At 68.3% G+C, this 18,399-nt stretch carries 16 protein-coding genes and 1 tRNA gene; 10 read left to right on the top strand and 7 right to left on the bottom strand.

The features are described 5' to 3' along the window. Positions 1-210 precede the first annotated feature (210 nt). Together NA8_RS00160 and NA8_RS00155 are read right to left on the bottom strand one after the other, a co-directional pair. On the bottom strand, positions 211-639 hold the full coding sequence (locus NA8_RS00160; protein ID WP_063048294.1) for a very short patch repair endonuclease: 429 nt from the start codon (positions 637-639) through the stop codon (positions 211-213). Further along, positions 636-1,769, bottom strand: a complete 1,134-nt coding sequence (locus tag NA8_RS00155) for a DNA cytosine methyltransferase (RefSeq protein WP_174550016.1) — start codon at positions 1,767-1,769, stop codon at positions 636-638. The genes NA8_RS00160 and NA8_RS00155 overlap by 4 nt, the downstream gene beginning before the upstream one ends. Before the next feature lie 335 nt (positions 1,770-2,104). Between NA8_RS00155 and NA8_RS00150 the strand changes: the two genes are divergently transcribed. From NA8_RS00150 to eccB, 5 genes are all read left to right on the top strand, one after another. After that, positions 2,105-3,355 (top strand): KasA/KasB family beta-ketoacyl-ACP synthase, encoded by a 1,251-nt coding sequence (locus NA8_RS00150; protein WP_063048292.1) that lies wholly within the window; start codon positions 2,105-2,107, stop codon positions 3,353-3,355. A gap of 108 nt (positions 3,356-3,463) precedes the next feature. After that, on the top strand, positions 3,464-5,392 hold the full coding sequence (fadD32, locus tag NA8_RS00145) for a long-chain-fatty-acid--AMP ligase FadD32 (RefSeq protein ID WP_169810424.1): 1,929 nt from the start codon (positions 3,464-3,466) through the stop codon (positions 5,390-5,392). A gap of 363 nt (positions 5,393-5,755) precedes the next feature. After that, positions 5,756-7,567, top strand: coding sequence for an ABC transporter ATP-binding protein (locus NA8_RS00140; protein ID WP_063048291.1), 1,812 nt, complete (start codon positions 5,756-5,758; stop codon positions 7,565-7,567). 2 nt (positions 7,568-7,569) lie between these two features. Beyond that, a complete protein-coding gene (locus NA8_RS00135; RefSeq protein ID WP_084466389.1) occupies positions 7,570-9,624 on the top strand; it encodes an ABC transporter ATP-binding protein in 2,055 nt (684 codons plus the stop codon). A 303-nt stretch (positions 9,625-9,927) separates the two neighbouring features. Then, the gene (gene eccB, locus NA8_RS00130; protein WP_063048290.1) at positions 9,928-11,415 is read left to right on the top strand and encodes a type VII secretion protein EccB; all 1,488 of its coding nucleotides are present in this window, start codon (positions 9,928-9,930) and stop codon (positions 11,413-11,415) included. A gap of 61 nt (positions 11,416-11,476) precedes the next feature. Here the strand turns inward: eccB and NA8_RS33340 are convergent, their stop codons facing one another. Further along, the gene (locus tag NA8_RS33340) at positions 11,477-11,614 is read right to left on the bottom strand and encodes a hypothetical protein (RefSeq protein WP_157106439.1); all 138 of its coding nucleotides are present in this window, start codon (positions 11,612-11,614) and stop codon (positions 11,477-11,479) included. Between the two features lie 209 nt (positions 11,615-11,823). On the opposite strand from NA8_RS33340, the gene NA8_RS00125 reads away from it, so the two are divergent. Then, the gene (locus NA8_RS00125) at positions 11,824-12,438 is read left to right on the top strand and encodes a putative glycolipid-binding domain-containing protein (protein WP_084499007.1); all 615 of its coding nucleotides are present in this window, start codon (positions 11,824-11,826) and stop codon (positions 12,436-12,438) included. A gap of 214 nt (positions 12,439-12,652) precedes the next feature. Here NA8_RS00125 and NA8_RS00120 read toward each other — a convergent pair whose 3' ends face one another. Next, positions 12,653-13,591, bottom strand: a complete 939-nt coding sequence (locus NA8_RS00120) for a prephenate dehydrogenase (RefSeq protein ID WP_063048289.1) — start codon at positions 13,589-13,591, stop codon at positions 12,653-12,655. Positions 13,592-13,661: 70 nt separating this feature from the next. On the opposite strand from NA8_RS00120, the gene NA8_RS00115 reads away from it, so the two are divergent. The 4 genes from NA8_RS00115 to NA8_RS00100 all read left to right on the top strand — a co-directional run bounded on the left by NA8_RS00115 (position 13,662) and on the right by NA8_RS00100 (position 15,377). Continuing rightward, positions 13,662-14,201 (top strand): tRNA adenosine deaminase-associated protein, encoded by a 540-nt coding sequence (locus tag NA8_RS00115; RefSeq protein ID WP_040864375.1) that lies wholly within the window; start codon positions 13,662-13,664, stop codon positions 14,199-14,201. Between the two features lie 43 nt (positions 14,202-14,244). Beyond that, entirely contained in the window at positions 14,245-14,679 is a 435-nt protein-coding gene (locus NA8_RS00110; RefSeq protein ID WP_063048473.1) for a nucleoside deaminase, read from the top strand. A gap of 67 nt (positions 14,680-14,746) precedes the next feature. Then, positions 14,747-14,834 (top strand) — tRNA-Ser (locus NA8_RS00105). An 87-nt stretch (positions 14,835-14,921) separates the two neighbouring features. Further along, positions 14,922-15,377 carry a cytidine/deoxycytidylate deaminase family protein gene (locus NA8_RS00100; protein WP_063048472.1) on the top strand — a complete coding sequence of 152 codons (456 nt, stop codon included), beginning with the start codon at positions 14,922-14,924 and terminating at the stop codon, positions 15,375-15,377. Positions 15,378-15,383: 6 nt separating this feature from the next. On the opposite strand, the gene NA8_RS00095 is transcribed toward NA8_RS00100, so the two are convergent. The 3 genes from NA8_RS00095 to NA8_RS00085 all read right to left on the bottom strand — a co-directional run bounded on the left by NA8_RS00095 (position 15,384) and on the right by NA8_RS00085 (position 18,353). Then, positions 15,384-16,220, bottom strand: a complete 837-nt coding sequence (locus tag NA8_RS00095) for an antibiotic biosynthesis monooxygenase (protein WP_245663595.1) — start codon at positions 16,218-16,220, stop codon at positions 15,384-15,386. Between the two features lie 116 nt (positions 16,221-16,336). Then, positions 16,337-17,743, bottom strand: coding sequence for an amidohydrolase family protein (locus tag NA8_RS00090; protein ID WP_063048287.1), 1,407 nt, complete (start codon positions 17,741-17,743; stop codon positions 16,337-16,339). Positions 17,744-17,795: 52 nt separating this feature from the next. Further along, positions 17,796-18,353, bottom strand: coding sequence for a carboxymuconolactone decarboxylase family protein (locus NA8_RS00085; protein WP_157106438.1), 558 nt, complete (start codon positions 18,351-18,353; stop codon positions 17,796-17,798). Between the last annotated feature and the right edge of the window lie 46 nt (positions 18,354-18,399).

Here is an 18,399-nt window from a genome sequence, read left to right as displayed (position 1 = left end):
TGTGCTGGTTGCTGGAGCGCGCCGGACAGCGGCGGGCCGCACACATCATTACCATCCGGGACACAGGGTCTTGTCAGCTTCGCCCGGCACGCTGGTCGACAGCTGCAACTCGAGGAGGTCCCCATGCTAGGTTTCGCGACTGCCGCCGCCGGAATCGCGGTCATCACGGTGATGGTGATGTCCGGCTACCTGGCCGCACACGCTCCGCGGTCACTCGTGCGGGTGCGCCACCACCGCTGACAACTCGGCCTGGACGCGATCGGCCGCGCTGACGGGATCCTCGTGTTCCCAGACGCGGACCACGCGCCATCCCGCCGCGACGAGCGCCGCGTCGGTGGCCCGGTCCCTGGCCACGTTGCCCGCCAGTTTGACCGCCCACCATTCGGCGTTGTTCTTCGGATCGGTGGCGTGCTGCGGGCAGCGGTGCCAGAAACAGCCGTCCACGTAGACCGCGACTCGCCGGCGTGGGAAGACCAGATCCGCGCGCCTGCGCTGGCCCCGAATCGGTGCGCGGTCGACGAAGTAGCGCAGCCCGCGGCGGTGCAGTTCCCGGCGCAGCGCGAGTTCGGGATCGGTTCCGGTGCGCCGCTGGCGCGCCATCCGCGCGCTGGTGACCGCGTCGGTAGGGGGCCGGTTCATGCCGCCCAACCGCCCATCCGATCCAAATGGCTTTCCACATCGGCGAGGAAGCCGGGCGGGAAACGCAGACTGCCCATGGTGGTGCGGCGCAGGAATCCGGCCGTCGCGCGGGCGGACAGCAACCGCGCGTCGCTGAGGAAGTGCGCCAGGTCCTCGTACGGCTCGTGCACCGGCCAGGTCGAGACCGGCACCCGATAGGCCACACCGGAGTGCCCCCACGCCGCGACCGGCCACGGCGTGCCCGGCGCCAGCGGCTGATCGCCGGAGATCGGGTCGAGCGGAGCGGCCAGCCGCGATCCCACCCAGGCCGCCATCCGCACGCTCACCGCGTTGCCGACCAACTTCCAGCGGTGGCCTTTCCGGATGCCCGGCGTGTCGGTCGCGGGCTCCGTCCAGCCCGCGTCGAAGCCCTGGAGGCGTTCGGCGTCCGAGATTCCCGGCGTGACGATCTCTCCGGACGGCAGCCGCACCGCTGGCGGGCTGGCGATGCCGAGCGCGGAGCCACCCTTCAGCGTCGGAACCGCGTTCACCGCCCAGCCCAGCCCGCGCACCCCTTCGGTCCAATAGAAGCCGCACGGATCCACCTCGGGATCGCCGATCAGGTGGGGACCGGCGTCCTCGCCGAACAGCACCCCGCGCGGGTCCTCCGTGCGGGAAGCCAGCATCAGCACCCGCTGTCTGCGCTGGGGCAGGCCGAAGGCGCGGGCGTCCACCACACGGTAGGCCCAGGTGTAGCCGAGTTCGTCGAGCGCGCCGGTGATGTGCCGCATCGCCGCGCCGCGCCCCAGTTGCAGCATGAAAGGCACGTTCTCGATCAGTAGCCAGCGTGGGCCGCGCTTGCGGCGCACCAGCCGGAACACCTCGTCGACCAGACCCGAGCGCGTGCCCGTGATGCCCGCGGTGCGCCCCGCCTGGGACAGATCCTGGCACGGGAATCCCGCCGCGACCAGCTCCGTTCCCGCCGGGATCGCCCGCAGCCGGGTGATGTCGGAATGCAGGGGCACGTCCGGGAAACGGGCGGCGAGCACCCCTTGGGCCCCGGGCTCGATCTCGCACAGCAGTTCGGTGTGCCAGCCGTGCCTGCCGAGGCCGAGCTCGAGTCCGCCGATCCCGGCGAACAGCCCGACCATCCGCGCGCCCGTCAACGACCTTCCCTTTCTCGCGTCCACACCGGACGCCGCCCGCGCGTCCCGTGCCCGGGGAGCAGGTTACTCGAGTCGTCCGGGGCGATCCCCGAACACGCGACCATCGGTCTCGGCACCTGGTACGGTCCGCGTGTCACGCAGTGCGATCCGTGCGCATTTCCAATAATGCACAAGGGTGGTCGCACATGGACGTGATGACCGGCCGTTCCGCCTGCGCTCCAGTGCCATCCGTGCGGGCCGCCCACGATCCTGGTGGCGCGCTCGCGCATTGCTTCTGCTCGACGACGTTCCAGAGCGACGCTAGGGAAAGTGAGCGAAACATGCAGATGCCTTCCACCAGAAACGGACAGTTTCCCCCCGTTGTGGTCACCAGCCTCGCGGCGACCACCTCCCTCGCGGGTGACGTGGATTCCACGTGGAAGGGCTTGCTCAACGGCGACAGCGGCATCGACGTCCTGGAGGACGATTTCATCGAAGAATTCGAACTTCCGGTGCGCATCGGTGGCCATCTCGTGGTCCCGCCCGCGACGTACCTGGACGTGGCGGAGGCCCGCAGGCTCGCCTACGTGGAACAGTTGGCCGTCGTGCTCGGGCGTGAGGTCTGGCGCAACGCGGGAAGTCCCGAGGTGGACAAGCACCGTCTGGGGGTGTCGATCGGTACGGGGCTCGGCGGCGCGGAGGCGATGATCCACGCTCGGGACAAGCTGCGCAACGGGGGTTACCGCAAGGTGTCGCCGTACACCGTCCAGGCTGTGATGCCGAACGGTGCCGCGGCCTGCGTCGCGCTGGAACTCGGGGCGCGGGCCGGGGCGACGACGCCGGTGTCGGCCTGTTCCTCCGGTGCGGAGGCGATCGCCAACGCGTGGCGGGCGATTGTCATGGGTGACGCCGATATCGTGGTCACCGGCGGCGTGGAGGGTTCCATCCAAGCCCTCGCGATCGCGGCGTTCAGCATGATGCGCGCGATGAGCACCCGCAACGATGCGCCGAAGAGCGCCTCACGTCCGTTCGACGCCGAGCGGGACGGCTTCGTCTTCGGCGAGGCGGGCGCGCTGATGGTTCTGGAGACCGAGGAGCACGCCCGAGCGCGCGGCGCGACCATCCACGCCCGGCTGATGGGTGCGGGCATCACCTCCGACGGCTTCCACCTGGTCGCGCCCGACCCCGAGGGCACCGGGGCCGCGCGTGCGATGACGCGGGCGATGCGCACGGCGGGTCTGACCAAGGCCGATGTCACGCACGTCAACGCGCACGCGACCGCCACTCCGATCGGTGACACGGCGGAGGCGCGCGCGATCAGCCAGGCGGTGGGCAGCCACGCGTCGGTCTACGCGCCCAAATCCGCTCTCGGTCATTCCATCGGCGCGGTCGGCGCGCTCGAATCGGTGCTCACGGTGCTGAGCGTGCGCGACGAAATCGTCCCGCCCACGCTGAATCTGGACAATCAGGATCCGGACATCGATCTGGACGTGGTGCACGGCAAAGCCAGGCCCGGCCGCATAAATTACGCCCTGAACAACTCGTTCGGATTCGGCGGGCACAATGTCGCGCTCGCCTTCGGACGGTACTGACCGACAGGTGGCCGGGACACCTGCTAGCCTTCCCGGCGCTTCGTTATCGACCTGTGTTCGGTGTCATTGCACGCCCTGAGTGGCTGTGCGCTGGAAAAGGATAAGGCGATGATCGACGAAACCTTCGACGACTATCTGGACGATCAGGGCAATATCAGAATCCGCGGCGACAAGACCCTGATCGACTTCGTCGACAAGCACAGCGCGGAGAACGGCGACGAACTCGCCTACCGCTTCATCGACTACTCCCGGGAACGGGACGGCGAATACCACGAACTCACCTGGCGGCAGTTCGGTGTGCGCTTGCACGCGGTGGCGGCACGGCTGCAACAGGTCACCCAGCCCGGCGACCGGGTGGCGATCCTCGCTCCGCAAGGACTCGACTACGTCGTCTCGCTGTTCGCCGCGGTGTACGCGGGCACTATCGCGGTTCCGCTGTTCGATCCGGAGGAACAGGGCCACACCGACCGCTTGCACGCGGTGCTGGGGGACTGCACTCCCGCGGCGATTCTCACCGCGGGCTCCGCGGCCGGTGGTGTGCGGAAGTTCTTCCGGCATCTGCCGCCGCCGCAGCGTCCGCGCATCATCGCGGTGGAGGCGATCCCGGACAGCGTCGGCGCCTCGTGGGTGCGCCCGGACATCAACATCGACAGCGTCGCCTATCTGCAGTACACCTCGGGGTCGACCCGGACGCCCGCGGGTGTGGCGATCACTCATCGAGCGGTGGGCACGAATCTGTTGCAGATGATCGATGCCATCGGCGTCACCGAGCATTCGCGCGGGGTCACCTGGTTGCCGCTGTTCCACGACATGGGCCTGCTCTGCGTGATCCTGCCGACCGTCGGCGGCGGATTCATCACGATCATGTCGCCGAGCGCGTTCGTGCGCCGCCCTTATCGCTGGATCAAGGAGCTGGCCGCGGCCTCGGACGGCGCCGGAACATTCGCCGCCGCACCCAATTTCGCGTTCGAACACGCCGCGGCGCGCGGCAAGCCGAAACCCGGCGAAAACTTGGATCTGTCCAATGTGATCGGGCTGATCAACGGCAGCGAACCGGTGTCGGTGTCGTCGATGAAGAAGTTCAACGACGCGTTCGCGCCGTACGGGTTGCCGGAAACGGCGATCAAGCCCTCCTACGGCATGGCCGAGGCGACGGTCTTCGTCTCCGCCACCCGGGCCCAGGACAAGGCGAAGGTCGTCCATGTCGACCGGACCGAGTTGAACGCAGGGCGGATGGTCGAGGTCGCCGCGGACGCGGACAACGCCATCGCGCAGGTGTCCTGCGGGTACGTCGCGCTGTCGCAGTGGGCGGTCATCGTCGACCCCGAACACGGCACCGAACGGCGGGACGGCGAGGTCGGCGAGATCTGGCTGCACGGCGAGAACATGGGCATCGGCTACTGGGGGCGCCCCGAGGAGACCGAGGCCACCTTCCGCGCGAAACTGGCCTCCCGATTGCCCGAGAACAGTCACGCGGAGGGCACGCCGCCCGACGCGAACTGGATGCGCACCGGCGATTTCGGCGCCTACCTCGACGGCGAGCTGTACATCACCGGTCGGGTCAAGGACTTGGTCATCGTCGACGGCCGCAACCACTATCCGCAGGACCTGGAGTTCTCGGCCCAGGAATCCAGCACGGCGCTGCGCCCCGGCTTCGTCGCGGCGTTCTCGGTGCCCGCCAACGAACTGCCCGCACTGGTCTTCGAGCAGGGCAGCCGCTCCGGCCTGGCATTCGACGCCGAGGACACCTCCGAGCAGTTGGTGATCGTCGCCGAGCGCAATACCGGTGCGGGCAAGCTCGAGTCGGAGTCGGTTGCCGACACTGTGCGCGCCGCGATCGCGCATCGCCACGGCGTCATGGTCCGGGACGTGCTGCTGGTGCCCGCTGGTTCGATTCCGCGCACGTCCAGCGGCAAGATCGCCCGCCGCGCTTGCCGGGCGGCCTATCTGGAGGGCACGCTGCGCGGCGGCCACCAGCAGCAGGCGTTCCCGGACGCGCCGCAGGAGTGGGAGTCGGAGACGGCGGTCGTCGGCTAGCGCCGGGTCCCGGGTTCGAACAGGTCCGCGCCGAAGCTGAAGTCCGGGCCGCCTTCGCGTGCGCGGGCGAGCGCCACCACCTACCGCGGCTGTCGAGGTAGCGGTCGCGATCGGTGACCCGTAGATATCCGGCGGCGATCAGCATGGGAGGCAGTTCAGATACGTGCGGTTTGACCTCGAGTTCGCTCGAGGTTGTTGGCTTGGCGAATGAGTGTCGCACCCGTCACCGCGGATCTCCGGCGGCAGCCGGAAAATCGGTTGGTCGACGCACGTTCCGGTGCGACCCTGGAATGTCGGACCCCGCTGCGAACATCACCGTGGGTCCCGTTCTCCGCCGCCAGTCACATACCTCGAGGGGGAGTCTTGTCTGTCGCACTGGACGTTTCGTCGGCCGAACCGGAGGCCGACAGAACGGGGCGGCCCGCCGCCACGGGCCGCCTGCATTCCCTGCGCCGATTCTGGCCGTACCTGCGTCCGCATGCCAGGATTCTGCTCGCCGCCAGCGGACTCGCAGTGCTGTCCGGCCTGACGGCCGTCGTCATCCCGCTGATGATCGCCCGGATCATCGACGGCCCGGTCGCCCACCGCGATCTCGCGGGCGCGCTCGGGCCGGTGGCCGCGGTCGCGGCGCTCGGCCTGCTGGAGGCCGGCGGCGTGTGGGGGCGCCGCTGGCTGATCGCCGCACCCGCGACGCGGTTCGAGATCACGGTGCGCGCGAAGATCTTCCGCAAGCTGCAAGCGCTGTCGATCGGCAGGCACGACGCGTGGGAGTCGGGTCAGCTGCTCTCCCGCGCGATCGATGATCTGGCCACCATGCGCCGGTTCGTGTCCTTCGCGGCGCCGTTCCTGCTCGTCCACTGCGTGATCATCCCGGTCGGCCTGCTCGTGTTGATCGGGCTGAGCCCGCAGATCGGCCTGATCTTCGCGGTGATCTCGATCCCGCTGGTGATCGGCTGCATTCGTTTCGAGCGCCGGTACGCGGTGGCGTCTCGTCGTTCCCAGGACCAGTCCGGCGACTTGGCCACGACGGCAGAGGAATCCGCACAGGGCATCCGGGTGCTCAAGGCGTTCGGGCGTGGCGTGTTCTTCGGCCGCCGTTTCACCGCACAGGCGCAGGAGCTACGGCAGACCGAGCTGCTGAAAGCGCGCCTGGATGCGACGTTGTGGTCGCTCATGGTGAGCCTGCCGCAGCTGGCCATCGCGTTCGCGCTGGGGTACGGCGGATACGCGGTGGCGCACGGCACGATGACGCTCGGCACCTTGATCGCGGGCATCACACTGGCGACCTTCCTGCAGTGGCCGATCATCTGGACCGGCTTCCTGCTCGCCGAGCTGAACGACGCGCGCACCGCGGCCGACCGGTACTGGGAGATCATCGACACCCCCGTAGACATCACCGACCCGGCCCGCCCGGTGGACCTGCCCGAGCACATCCGCGGCGAATTACGCTTGGACGCTGTGCGATTCGCCTTCCCCGAGGCCGAAGACGATGTGCTGCGGGAGGTGTCGTTACGGGTGCGCCCCGGCGAGACCGTGGCGCTGGTCGGCGCGACGGGAAGCGGTAAGACGGCGCTGCTCAACTTGATCCCGCGCCTGTACGACGTGACCGACGGTGCGATCACCATCGACGGCATCGACATCGCGGCGATGCGAGTCGCCGATCTGCGGTCGCTGGTGTCGGTCGCCTTCGAGGACCCGGTGCTGTTCTCCGCGAGCGTGCGCGAGAACGTCGCGCTCGGCGACCCGACCGCCACCGACGCCGACGTGCGCCGCGCTCTGGAGGTCGCGCAGGCCACCGATTTCGTGGACGACCTGCCTTGGGGCTTGGACACCAGGATCGGCGAACAGGGTCTGAGCTTGTCCGGTGGCCAGCGGCAGCGGCTCGCGCTGGCCCGCGCGGTGCTCACCGGTGCGGGCGGGGGCGAGCGCAGCCGGATCATGGTGCTCGACGACCCGCTGTCCGCGCTCGACGTGGAGACCGAGGAGCGGGTGCAGGCACGCCTGCGCACCGTGCTGGCCGACGCGACGACGCTGCTCGTCGCGCATCGCCCGTCCACGGCGGCGCTGGCCGACCGGGTGGCGGTGCTCGCCGACGGCCGGATCGTCGCGGAGGGCACCCACGATCAATTGCTGCGTACCAGCAGGAGCTACCGCGAACTGATGGGAGGTGAGTAGCGATGACCACGACGATCAGTGAAGCGAAAGACGAGACACCGGAGCCTGTCGCGGCACACGAGGAGGCTGCGGCCGACTGGCGTGGCATCGCGGGCGAGGACAAAGCGGTCACCGAGACCGGCAATCTGGTGCTGGCCGGCCGCTCCCGGCGGCTGCTGCTCGACCTGGTCAAGCCCTATCGCAAGCTCACCGCGCTCGCGCTGGCGCTCATCGTGCTGGACAACGTCGCGAAGGTATCCGCGCCGCTGTTCGTCGCGCACGCGCTGGACACCGGCATCGCGCGCGGCATCGAGGGGAACTGGGGGCCGCTGGCCGGAACCGTGGCCGGCTACCTGGGCTCGGTCCTGCTCGGCGTGGTCTGCACGTACTCCTTCCTCCGGGTGTCCGGCAGGCTCAGCCAGAGCGTGCTGTTCGACCTGCGGGTACGCGCGTTCACGCACGTGCAGCGGCTCAGCGTCGCCTTCCACGAGAAGTACACCTCCGGCAAGGTGGTGGCGCGGCTCACCGGCGACATCGAGACGCTCCAGGATCTGCTGGAGAGCGCGCTCAACCAGGCGCTGAGCGCGATCCTGTCGGTGCTGACCATCGCGGCCCTGCTGATCTACCTGGATCAGGCTCTCGCCGCGATCGTGCTGGTCGGCTTCGTCCCGCTGGTCATGGTCACCCGGTGGGCGCAGCGCAGGCAGCGAGCGGGCTACCGGCGCACGCGCGCCGCGATCGCCAAGGTGGTCGTGCAGTTCGTCGAGTCGATGGGCGGCATGCGGGCGGTGCAGGCGTTCCGCCGGGAACAGCGCAACGAGTCGGTGCTCGCGATCGAGGACTCCGAATATCGCCAGGCGACCACCGCGGCGATGCGGGGCATGGGCGATTACGCCGGGCTGACCAAGCTGCTCGGCAACCTGACCACGGTCACCGTCATCGTGGTCGGCGCCTGGCGGGTGATCGAGGGCGACCTCGCGGTCGGCGTGCTGGCGGCCTACCTGCTGTACCTCAACGAGTTCTACGGGCCGTTGGACGAACTGGCGCAGGTGTTCAACGCCTACCAGTCCGCGGCGGCCGCGCTGGAGAAGATCTCGGGCGTGCTCGAGGAGGAGCCGTCGGTGCCCGAGCCCGCGCGGCCGGTGTCACTGGAGAAGGCCTCGGGCGAGCTCCGCATGGAGAAGGTGTGGTTCGGTTACTCGACCGCGCCGACACCAGGTTCCTCCGGCGCCGGGCTGGACGAACCTGGTCATCGCCGCTCCGGCACTCACGCCGTGGACGTCGACCGGTCGCCGACGCCGACGGCCGATATCTCGGCAGAAGCATCGTCCGCGCGGAAGGATGCCCACCCAGCGCCGTCCACCGAAGCGGGTGAGCCCGATCGCCCGGCGCGACCGGTGCTGCCGGAGTTCACCCTGGACATCCCGGCCGGGCAGGTGATCGCGCTGGTGGGTGCGACCGGTGCGGGCAAGTCGACGCTGGCGAAGCTGCTGACGCGGTTCTACGACCCGTCCGGCGGCACGGTCACCCTGGACGGCGTCGACCTGCGCGAGGTGTCCGACGCCGACCTTCGCCGCAACGTGGTGATGGTCACCCAGGAGTCCTACCTGTTCTCCGGTTCGGTGGCCGACAACATCCGGTTGGGCAGGCCCGAGGCCACCGACGCGGAGGTGTTCGCGGCGGCGCGCGCCGTCGGCCTGTACGACTTCGTGCAGGCGCTGCCCGAGGGCTTCGGCACCGATGTGCGCAAGCGTGGCGGCAGGCTCTCTGCGGGGCAGCGGCAGCTGGTGGCGTTCGCGCGGGTGTTCCTCGCCGACCCGGCTGTGATCGTGCTGGACGAGGCCACCTCGAGCCTGGACATCCCCAGCGAACGGCTGGTGCAGCGGGCGCTGGAGACCGTGCTGCGCGGACGCACGGCGGTGATCATCGCCCACCGGCTGTCCACGGTGGCGATCGCGGACCGGGTGCTGGTGCTGGAATCCGGCCGGATCGTCGAGGACGGCGCCCCGGACGCCTTGATCGCGGGCAGCGGCCGGTTCGCGGGACTGCACGCGGCGTGGCGGGAGTCGCTGGTGTGATGAGCACTCGACGCGATCGTGCGCCTGGACGTGCTCTAACCCGATGCCACCTCCACTCTCGCGTATGCCAGGTTGGGGTACACCTCGACACCACACCGGAGAACGAGGCGAACCGCGTCAGGTTGAGGTGGTGTCCGCGTGACTCGGGCGCTGTCCGCCTGGACTCCCTTTTCGCTACCGGTGGTGCGTCCTGCCATGAAACGCTTGGGGCAAGCCCGCGATCGGCCGCTGGATTAGCATTGGGAAGGTGTTGCAGGGCTAGGGTATGTCGGCAAGTTGTGAGCACTGGTCGGGGGAGCACTTATGCCTTCAAAACCCACTACGCGTTGGCAGGTCAGCGGTTATCGCTTCCTGGTTCGGCGGATGGAGCACGCCTTGGTGCGCCGGGATGTGCGTATGTTGCATGATCCGATGCGGTCACAATCGCGCGCCTACGCGGCGGGGTTGATTCTGGCCTGCGTGGTTCTTGCGGGCTGTGGAGTGCTGGCGCTGATACGTCCGCAGAACAAGATCGACGACAACAAGATCCTCATCGGCAAAGAGTCCGGTCAGGTGTACGCGGTGATCGAGGGCGTGGTGCACCCGGCGCTCAATCTCGCGTCGGCGCGGTTGGCGGTGGGAGATCCGGCGAAACCGGTGATCATCAAGGAGTCGGAGCTGGCGAAGAAGCCGCGCGGGCTTCTGATCGGCATTCCGGGCGCCCCGTCCTCGCTGAACTTCGCCACAGATGGCAAGGGCCGCGCGTGGACGGCGTGTGATGAACTACGCAACGACGGCACGACCACGGTAACCAACACCGTGATCGCTGGCAGCCCTGCCCTCGGAGAGAAAGCTGGTGCCCTCGCCCACGGCCGCGGGCTGCTGGTGCAAGGGCGAGACTCGGCGTATCTGATCTACGACAACCGCCGTGCCCGGGTGGACATGGCCGACCGCGCGGTGACCGACGCATTGGGCATCCGCAGCATGACCCCGCGCCGAATCAGCGAGGGCCTGCTGAACGCGATTCCCGAAGTGCCGGCCATCGTAGCGCCGAGGATCACCGACCCAGGGGGGAGCCCGTTGGCTTCCGTTCTGAGCAGGTTCCACAACGGCGACGTTGTGAAGCTGTCGACCGAGAACCAATATTTCGTAGTACTACGTGAGGGGTTACAGGCGATTTCGCCACTGACCGCTGCGATCGTTCGCAACGCCAACCCGGTCACCACCGGAAACAACGAGATCCAGCCGTTCGAACGCACCCTGGCGGATATGGTGAGCTTGCTCCCGGTGGCAGACTTCCCCGATACCGCGCCGACCATCATCGACGCCAAGGATTCGCCGGTGGCGTGTCTGTCATGGCGACCGTTGGCCGGTGCGAACGTCTCCGATGGCAGCAAACACGCCGAGCTGGCGTTGATCACAGGGAAGGCGCTGCCGATCCCTGATACCGCCCGACCGGTGCGGCTGGCTCAGGCCGATTCGCCCGGCAGTGACAAAGCTGCCCAGTTCTACGCCACCCCTGGGTCGGGGTTTTTCGTGCAGACCACTGGCATCGAGCCGGACAGCCAACGCCGCGACAGCATGTTCTTCGTCGCCGACACCGGTGTGCGCTACGGGATCACGGACGCCGAGGCACAAAAGGCACTGGGCATGGACGCAGAGAAGGCCAAACCCGAACTCGCGCCGTGGGCGATGGTCGGCCTGCTCGCCTCTGGTCCGCGCCTGGCCCGCGCTGATGCCATGGTCGCCCACGACGGCGTGTCCGCCGACGCTCACCCAGCGAAGTCACCGGTCCAATCCACCCAGAACTGAACTCCGACCTACAACGGCGTGGCCCGGTAGTCACTTCCGGTCCACGCCGTGTCGCGGTCTGTCAGGGCTTGGAGCAGTCGGTCGAGGAGGAGCTGTACGCCGTGACGTTGGCCGGATGCGGCGGCACGACCACTTCGGGGGCACCGTCGGGCAGGTCGCTGTTGAAGATGTCGATGTCGACGCCGAACCGGTTGCGCACGTGGCGGGCGCGGCAGCCCGGCCGGGAGTGACGGGATCGAGGTGCACGACCGGCTCCAGTTCGGCGATCTCGTGACCGCACTGCAAGCGGTCGTGCAGGTCCTTGCCGGTCGCGGCCTGCACGACCCGAACCGCTCGACAAGGCCGACGAGGGTGCCCATGACCCGGCGGTTGTGTGGGCCTGGGCAGTGTGTCGCTTACGGTAGATACGTGACAACCCCAGCCCCCGACCCCGAGCGCCCCGCCGCGAGTCCGCAGGAATCCCGGTGGCCGGCGATCCTCACCTGGCGCGCCCACGACGCGACGCGGATGGAGTCGGTGCGGGTGCAGCTCAACGGCAACCGCATCCGCGCCGCCGGGCGCATGATCGGCGGCGCGAGCGCGGATCACCCGGCCTTCAGCGCGTCGTACGACCTGGTCACCGACGAGAACGGCGCGACGAAGCGGCTGTCGCTGCGCACCACGACGGCCGCCGGTGAGCGGCACGCCTCGATCGCCCGTGACGAGGAGAACTACTGGCTCGTCGACGCGGGCGGTAACCACGTGCGATCCACCTTCGCAGGCGCCCTCGACGTGGACGTGGTGCTCAGCCCGTTCTTCAACACGCTGCCGATCCGCCGCTACGACCTACAGCACGCGGTCGAGGACGTCCAGGTCCCAGTGGTCTATGTCCGCCTGCCCGACCTGCTCGTGCAAGAGGCCACGCTGATCTACAGCAGCGCCGCCGACGGCATCAGCGTGCTGTCACCGGTCTCCAGCGCCACGGTCACGGTGGACGCCGACGGCTTCCTCCTGGATTACCCAGGGCTGGCCGAACGGATCTGATAGCGGGTGCGGATGGTGGCCCGAGCCGGGACGCTGGGAGGTCCAGGTCGCGATTCTCGCGGAACCGGGCCGGACATCGCACAGTTCACCGAGCCGATCTCGACGCGGTGAGGCCGTATTGGTCATGCTGAGGGCCGGATCGTCGAGTTCCCTGGCTGTCGCCGAGGCCGCGCCGACAGCATGACGTGCCGCGGAGTGCCGTTCGAGCGCGAGGTCAGCCCAGCTGCGTGACGACGCCACCGCGCCGTCCGGCCGCCCGCAAGTTTTCCAGCCAATTCTGGTCTCCCGGGCGGATATCCGTGATCTCCCAACGCCGCGCGGATTCATAGCGTCCTCGGGCGTCGTGCCCGGCCTCGACCAGATCCGCCAGGGATGTCTCCTCGCGCAGGCTGTCGCGGGCCGCGCCGAGCACGGTGAGTGTTTCGTCCAGAACGTCCAGCAGCGCCGCCGAATTCGGTTCGCAGATCGCGCGAACCAAACCGGGCGCCGTACCCGCCACCCGGGTGCCGTCCCGGAACGACCCGGCGGCGAGGCCGAGTGCGAGATCACCGCCTGCGGCCCCTGCCAGGGCCAGGGCCTCGGCCAGCACATGCGGGAGATGGGAGATGCGCGCGACGGCGCGATCGTGCTCCGCCGCCACCACCGGTACCACCACCGAGCCGCAGTCCAGCGCGAGCCGCGCCACGCGGGTCCACGGGTCGACCCGGGTGCCCTCGTCCACGCCGACGGCCCACACGGCGTCGCGGAACAACGCCGGATCGGTGGCGGCCCAGCCGGATTCGGACGTACCGGCCATCGGATGACCACCGACGTACCGGTCGGCGAGACCGTGTTCGCGCACGGCCGCCGCGACCGGCGCCTTCACGCTCACCACATCGGTGAGCGCGCACACGGGGGCGTAGGTGGCGATCGCGGAGAGCATGTGGTCCACCGCGGGCATCGGCACCGCGACGATGATCAGCGCGTCGGTTCCGGCGGCGCGGCGCAGCGCGGCGGGCAGATCCTCGGTGACGTCGTATCCGTCGGCGCGGGCGGCCTGCGCGCCGGCCGCCGACCGGTTGTATCCCCAGCCCTCATAGCCTGCGGTCACGGCCGCGCGTAGTAGCGATCCACCGATCAAACCGGTCCCGAGGACGCATACGGGTGCTTTCATCGCCGAAGTCACCGGAACAGATTGGCATACGACTTCAACATTTCCGCTCGAGCAGACTACCGTTGCGGCCATGGCAGCACAGCGCTCGGGCACGAACAGGGCGGCGTCGGACGATTACGACGACGTGGAAGGGTTCGCAGTGGCGGTTGTCCGCGAAGAAGGCAAATGGCGGTGCAGTCCGCTGAGCCGGGACGCGCTCACCGATTTGTCCGCCGCGGAAAACGAACTGAAGGCTTTGCGCAGTTCCGGAGCGGTGTTCGGCTTGCTCGACATCGACGATGAGTTCTTCATCGTGCTCCGGCCGGCGCCGAGCGGCACCCGCATGCTCGTCTCGGACGCCACGGCCGCGATCGATTACGACATCGCCGCGGACGTCCTGGAGGCCCTGAACGTGGAGATCCCCGATATCGATCCGGACGAACTGGACGATGTCGAGCCGTGGGAGGAGGGCGACCTCGGGGTGCTCGCCGATCTCGGCCTGCCCGAACCGGTGCTGAGCGTCATCCTCGCCGAGACCGATCTGTATCCGGACGAGCAGCTCGGCATGATCGCCCAGCGTCTCGGCTTCGCAGGCGAACTCGCCGCGGTACTGGACAAACTGCCACGCTGACGTGGGCGTTCTCCCGAACGACCCGATTCCGTCGGACGCCGACATGGTGCGTGCCGCCATCGGCGCGGCGGCGGCCGCCGGGGATCGTGACGTGCCGGTCGGCGCGGTAGTGTTCGACTCCGCCGGAAGGGAACTGGCGCGGGCCGCGAATGCGCGGGAAGCGCTCGGCGATCCGACCGCGCACGCGGAGATCCTGGCGCTGCGCCGTGCCGCCGCAGTCCACGGTGACGGATGGCGGCTGGAGGGCGCCACCCTCGCCGTCACCCTGGAGCCGTGCACGATGTGCGCGGGCGCGCTGGTGCTCGCACGGGTGGGCCGCCTGGTCTTCGGGGCGTGGGAGCCGAAGACCGGGGCTGTCGGTTCGCTGTGGGACGTGGTGCGCGACCGTCGTCTCAATCACCGCCCCCAGGTGCGCGGTGGAGTGCTCGAGGACGAGTGCGCGGCGCTGCTCGACGAGTTCTTCCGCACCCAGCGCTGAGCTCATGAGCCAGCGCAGGTCAGGAAACGATTTAGTGATCCGGCGACGGTCCGGTATGGTTGTCGGCGGTGGCGTGTCCGAGCGGCCTAAGGAGCACGCCTCGAAAGCGTGTGAGGGGTAACCCCCCTCCGAGGGTTCAAATCCCTCCGCCACCGCTCCAGCCCCTCATCTGTTCGCGCAGGTGAGGGGCTTTTTCATCGTTGGCAGGACGAGTGCGCCACCAGCCGAAGGAGGGCGATCCGGTGACCGAGCCCGACCACCACTACTGGATGAACCGGGCCATCGAGCTCGCGCGTTTGTGCCCGGTGGCCGAGGGCGCGTTCTCGGTGGGCGCGGTGATCGTCGCCGACGGTGCGGAGATCGCGACCGGTTACTCCCGTGAGTCCGACCCGAAGGAGCATGCCGAGGAGGCCGCGCTCGGCAAGCTCGACCCGGTGGATCCGCGGCTGGGGCGGGCCACGCTCTACAGCACGCTGGAACCCTGCTCCGAACGCGGGACGAAGGATCGGCTGCCGTGCACCGACCGGATCCTGCGGGCCGGGATCCCGGGCGTGGTGATCGCGTGGCGCGAGCCGTCGACGTTCGTGGTGGACTGCGTCGGAGTGGAGAAGCTGCGGCAGGCGGGGGTCACGGTGCTCGAACTGCCCGAGCTGGCCGAGGCGGCGATGTCGATGAACCGGCATCTCGACCTCTCCTGAGCACGCTCAGTCGTAGTCCCAGTACTGCAACCAGCGCACCGACGCGAACAGCAACAGCGTCAGCGCGTAGAGCGCGACGACCACCGCCGCCCCCGCGACGCTGATCCGCCGGCCCGCGCCGTCGATCGGATCGAGCCACCGGCGGAACCGGCTCGCCACCGCGGGCGACAGGTAATAGCTCATCAAGCCCACGCTCACGATCTGGCTGAGCCACAACGCCAGCCACGGTGACGCTCCCGCCCGGTCCAGCACCGGGCCGAGGAAACGCGACAGCACCATCACCGTCGGATACAACACCAGCAACACCAGCATGGCGGTCTTCCACGTCGGCGTCATCCTGGTCTCGCCGTCGACCGTTCGCACGGTCGAGCCGAACGGCGTGGTGTGCGCCTGCACGATGAAGTCCTCGGTCAGCTTCGCACGCAATTCCGGTAGGGCGGCGGCGCGTTCGTCCGAGCGCATCCAGTCCGACAACTGCCGTTCGGTACGGAATCGGAGCACCGAAAACCAGCGCCCTCCGTCCGACGGAAAAAGGGCGGCGCCTTCAAATCCCGGAAACGTGGAACTCACCGCGACGAGCCGTGCCTCGGTGGCCTCGAATTCGGCTTCCTTGTCGCGCGCGACGCTGTGCCGGAACACGCCGATACCCGGCGGTGGCGACCCGCCTTCGACGATGACCAGATCCGAGCTCTTGCAATGAAAACCGAGCGTTGTGCCGTCGGACAGTGCGGCCGCTCGTTCGGCGGAGTCCAGAAATGCGTGCAGTGCGGGTTCGGATCGGAATGTGACGCTGAAACCCGGTTCGAGAAGCGCGCCTTCGGTGACCGCCACGGAGGAACTCACGAATCCGTCCATTCGACGGGCGATTTCGGTGATCCGCATGAGCCAGTCCCGAAAATTTCCGTCGTGCACCGGTCGGTGAAAGACCGTTACGGCGGTAGCGGCGGCGTCCATCGACGCTATGCGACGTCGATGCGGCGACCCTGCACATAGACCTCGGTGATCGCGGGTTCGCGGATACCCATCAGCAGCGCGAACAACGTCTGATCCCGGGCCAATGCGGGGTCTTCGGAACGAATACCCTGTGCCAGCGTGCGTTCCAGAGCCGGAACGCGCGCCGGTTCCACCACGATGAAATCGGATTCCTTACCGACGTCGAAATTACCGAAACGATTTTCCATATCCAAGGCGCGCGCCCCGGCCAGCGTGCCGGTGAACAACATTTCCGCCGGATGCATCGACACCCCGTGCTCGCCCGGCTCGGAGATGTGCACCTTGAACGCGGCCGACAGCACCTGCGGAATCAGCCATTCGTCGCCCCCGCCGTAATCGGTGCCCGCGGCCACCGTGACACCGGAGGCGAGCGTCCGCTTCCACGGCATCGTGCCGGAGCCGAGGAACTGCTGCGACACCGGACAATGCGCCACCGACGTGCCCGTTTCGGCCATCCGCGCCAGCTCGACGTCCTGGCAGTGCACGCAGTGGGCGAGGATGCTGCGCCTGCCGAGCAGGCTCTTGCCGCCCACCGCCGACCCGGGCAGGAACTTCCCGTCGTAGGTGTCGAGATAGGTGGTCACGCCGTAGGCATGCTTGGTGGTGTCGACTTCGCCGGTTCCCGGACGGTTGTTCTCGTTGAGATGAGTGTGGAAATAGACGCCGCGTTCGCGCACCGAGTCGTACAACTCGCCGAGGTTGTTCAAGGTTCGCCGAGTCACCGCCAGCGAAAAGCGTGGGACGATCGCCACGTGCAACAGGGCGGTATCCACGTCACCGGTGTCGGCGGCGTGCCATTTATCGATCTCTTCGCTCGTCAAGCGGATGGCGTCGTCTTCGGTGGTGACCAAGGGCGCCGCCGACGGCTCTCCTGTCGTTTGGATGCCACGGCCGCCGACCATCCGGAGACCGCGTCGGAGGGTTTCGGCGAACAGCGCGTCTTGCGCGTGCGGGAACGCCGAGCCGAACACCATTGCCGCCGTGGTTCCCGCGGCGATTCGTCGGGTACAGAATTCGGCGGCCGCCGATCGCGCGAACTCGATTTCGGCGTAACGGGATTCCGCCGGATAGATGCATAATTCCAGCCATTCCAGCAGTTGGCCGCCGCCGTAGGCATCTCCTGCGAAGGTCTGCGGGAAATGAACATGGGTGTCGACGAACCCGGGAAGCAGGAATCCGGGTCGATGGTCGAACACTTTTCCGGCGCGGTACTCGTCCGGGATATCCGAGCGCGTTCCGCAGAATGCGACACGACCACGATCGTCGATTATCAAAGCCCCGTCCGGGACGTCGGCCAGCGCGTCGGGCACATCGCGGGCAGCAGGGCTACCGGCGATGTGAAAAATGTGCCCCAAGTGGACTTGGCTCACCATTCGAGGAGAACACACATCGATCCGGCACGCGAGCGAATCGGAGGAAAAGCGGTCAGACGCCGCGCGAGAACAATGTCACCGGCGGTGGCATACGGTAGCCGGCGAGTTTGATGAATCGGGCACTCACGCTGGGCTGCCTGCCTTCCAGCGGGCCCGCCCCGACGGCGTTCATCATCCGGTTGATCACGTTGAAGCAGGTGCCCACCCAGACGGCCTCGTCGAACGCATCACGGGAAACCCCCGCCAGCCGGACCACGGCGGCGTCCTGCGCGGTCAACCCCTCGGGATCACGGGCCATCTTCGCGAGGAAACCGAGCATGGCGCGCGCCTCGGGACGCAGCGGGGAATCCGCGCCGTCGGCCAAGGCGCGAGTCACCACGTCGGCGTCGATGTACGCACCGGCGATGGCCTCGTGCGAGGTCGCGCAGAACGGGCACTCGTTGGCCTGGGAGGTGTGCGTCGCGAAGATCTCGCGTTCGGCGACGGTCCAGTACGACGGTCCGCGCATGGCCTCCTGGATCAGGTCCGACAGCGGCGATCCGAAGAACCGATGCCGGTAGAACAGCACCTTCAGCACGGCGGGGACCTCGACGCCGCTGAACCGACGCATGGTCCACAACACGAGTCTGGTCGGCCGGTCGTGGCCGGATCGCACC

The sequence above is a fragment of the Nocardia arthritidis NBRC 100137 genome (genome assembly GCF_001612765.1).
GTDB classification, from domain to species: domain Bacteria; phylum Actinomycetota; class Actinomycetes; order Mycobacteriales; family Mycobacteriaceae; genus Nocardia; species Nocardia arthritidis.
Note: the sequence above shows the minus strand (reverse complement) of the source record. Positions and strands in the feature narration are given on the sequence as shown.

Bases quoted from the DNA above. Each gene is read 5' to 3' on its own strand.
- NA8_RS00160 (WP_063048294.1), bottom strand. From the start codon at position 639: ATGAACCGGCCCCCTACCGACGCGGTCACCAGCGCGCGGATGGCGCGC.
- NA8_RS00155 (WP_174550016.1), bottom strand. From the start codon at position 1,769: ATGGTCGGGCTGTTCGCCGGGATCGGCGGACTCGAGCTCGGCCTCGGC.
- NA8_RS00150 (WP_063048292.1), top strand. From the start codon at position 2,105: ATGCAGATGCCTTCCACCAGAAACGGACAGTTTCCCCCCGTTGTGGTC.
- fadD32 (WP_169810424.1), top strand. From the start codon at position 3,464: ATGATCGACGAAACCTTCGACGACTATCTGGACGATCAGGGCAATATC.
- NA8_RS00135 (WP_084466389.1), top strand. From the start codon at position 7,570: ATGACCACGACGATCAGTGAAGCGAAAGACGAGACACCGGAGCCTGTC.
- eccB (WP_063048290.1), top strand. From the start codon at position 9,928: ATGCCTTCAAAACCCACTACGCGTTGGCAGGTCAGCGGTTATCGCTTC.
- NA8_RS00120 (WP_063048289.1), bottom strand. From the start codon at position 13,591: ATGAAAGCACCCGTATGCGTCCTCGGGACCGGTTTGATCGGTGGATCG.
- NA8_RS00115 (WP_040864375.1), top strand. From the start codon at position 13,662: ATGGCAGCACAGCGCTCGGGCACGAACAGGGCGGCGTCGGACGATTAC.
- NA8_RS00110 (WP_063048473.1), top strand. From the start codon at position 14,245: ATGGTGCGTGCCGCCATCGGCGCGGCGGCGGCCGCCGGGGATCGTGAC.
- NA8_RS00090 (WP_063048287.1), bottom strand. From the start codon at position 17,743: ATGGTGAGCCAAGTCCACTTGGGGCACATTTTTCACATCGCCGGTAGC.
- NA8_RS00085 (WP_157106438.1), bottom strand. From the start codon at position 18,353: ATGCGTCGGTTCAGCGGCGTCGAGGTCCCCGCCGTGCTGAAGGTGCTG.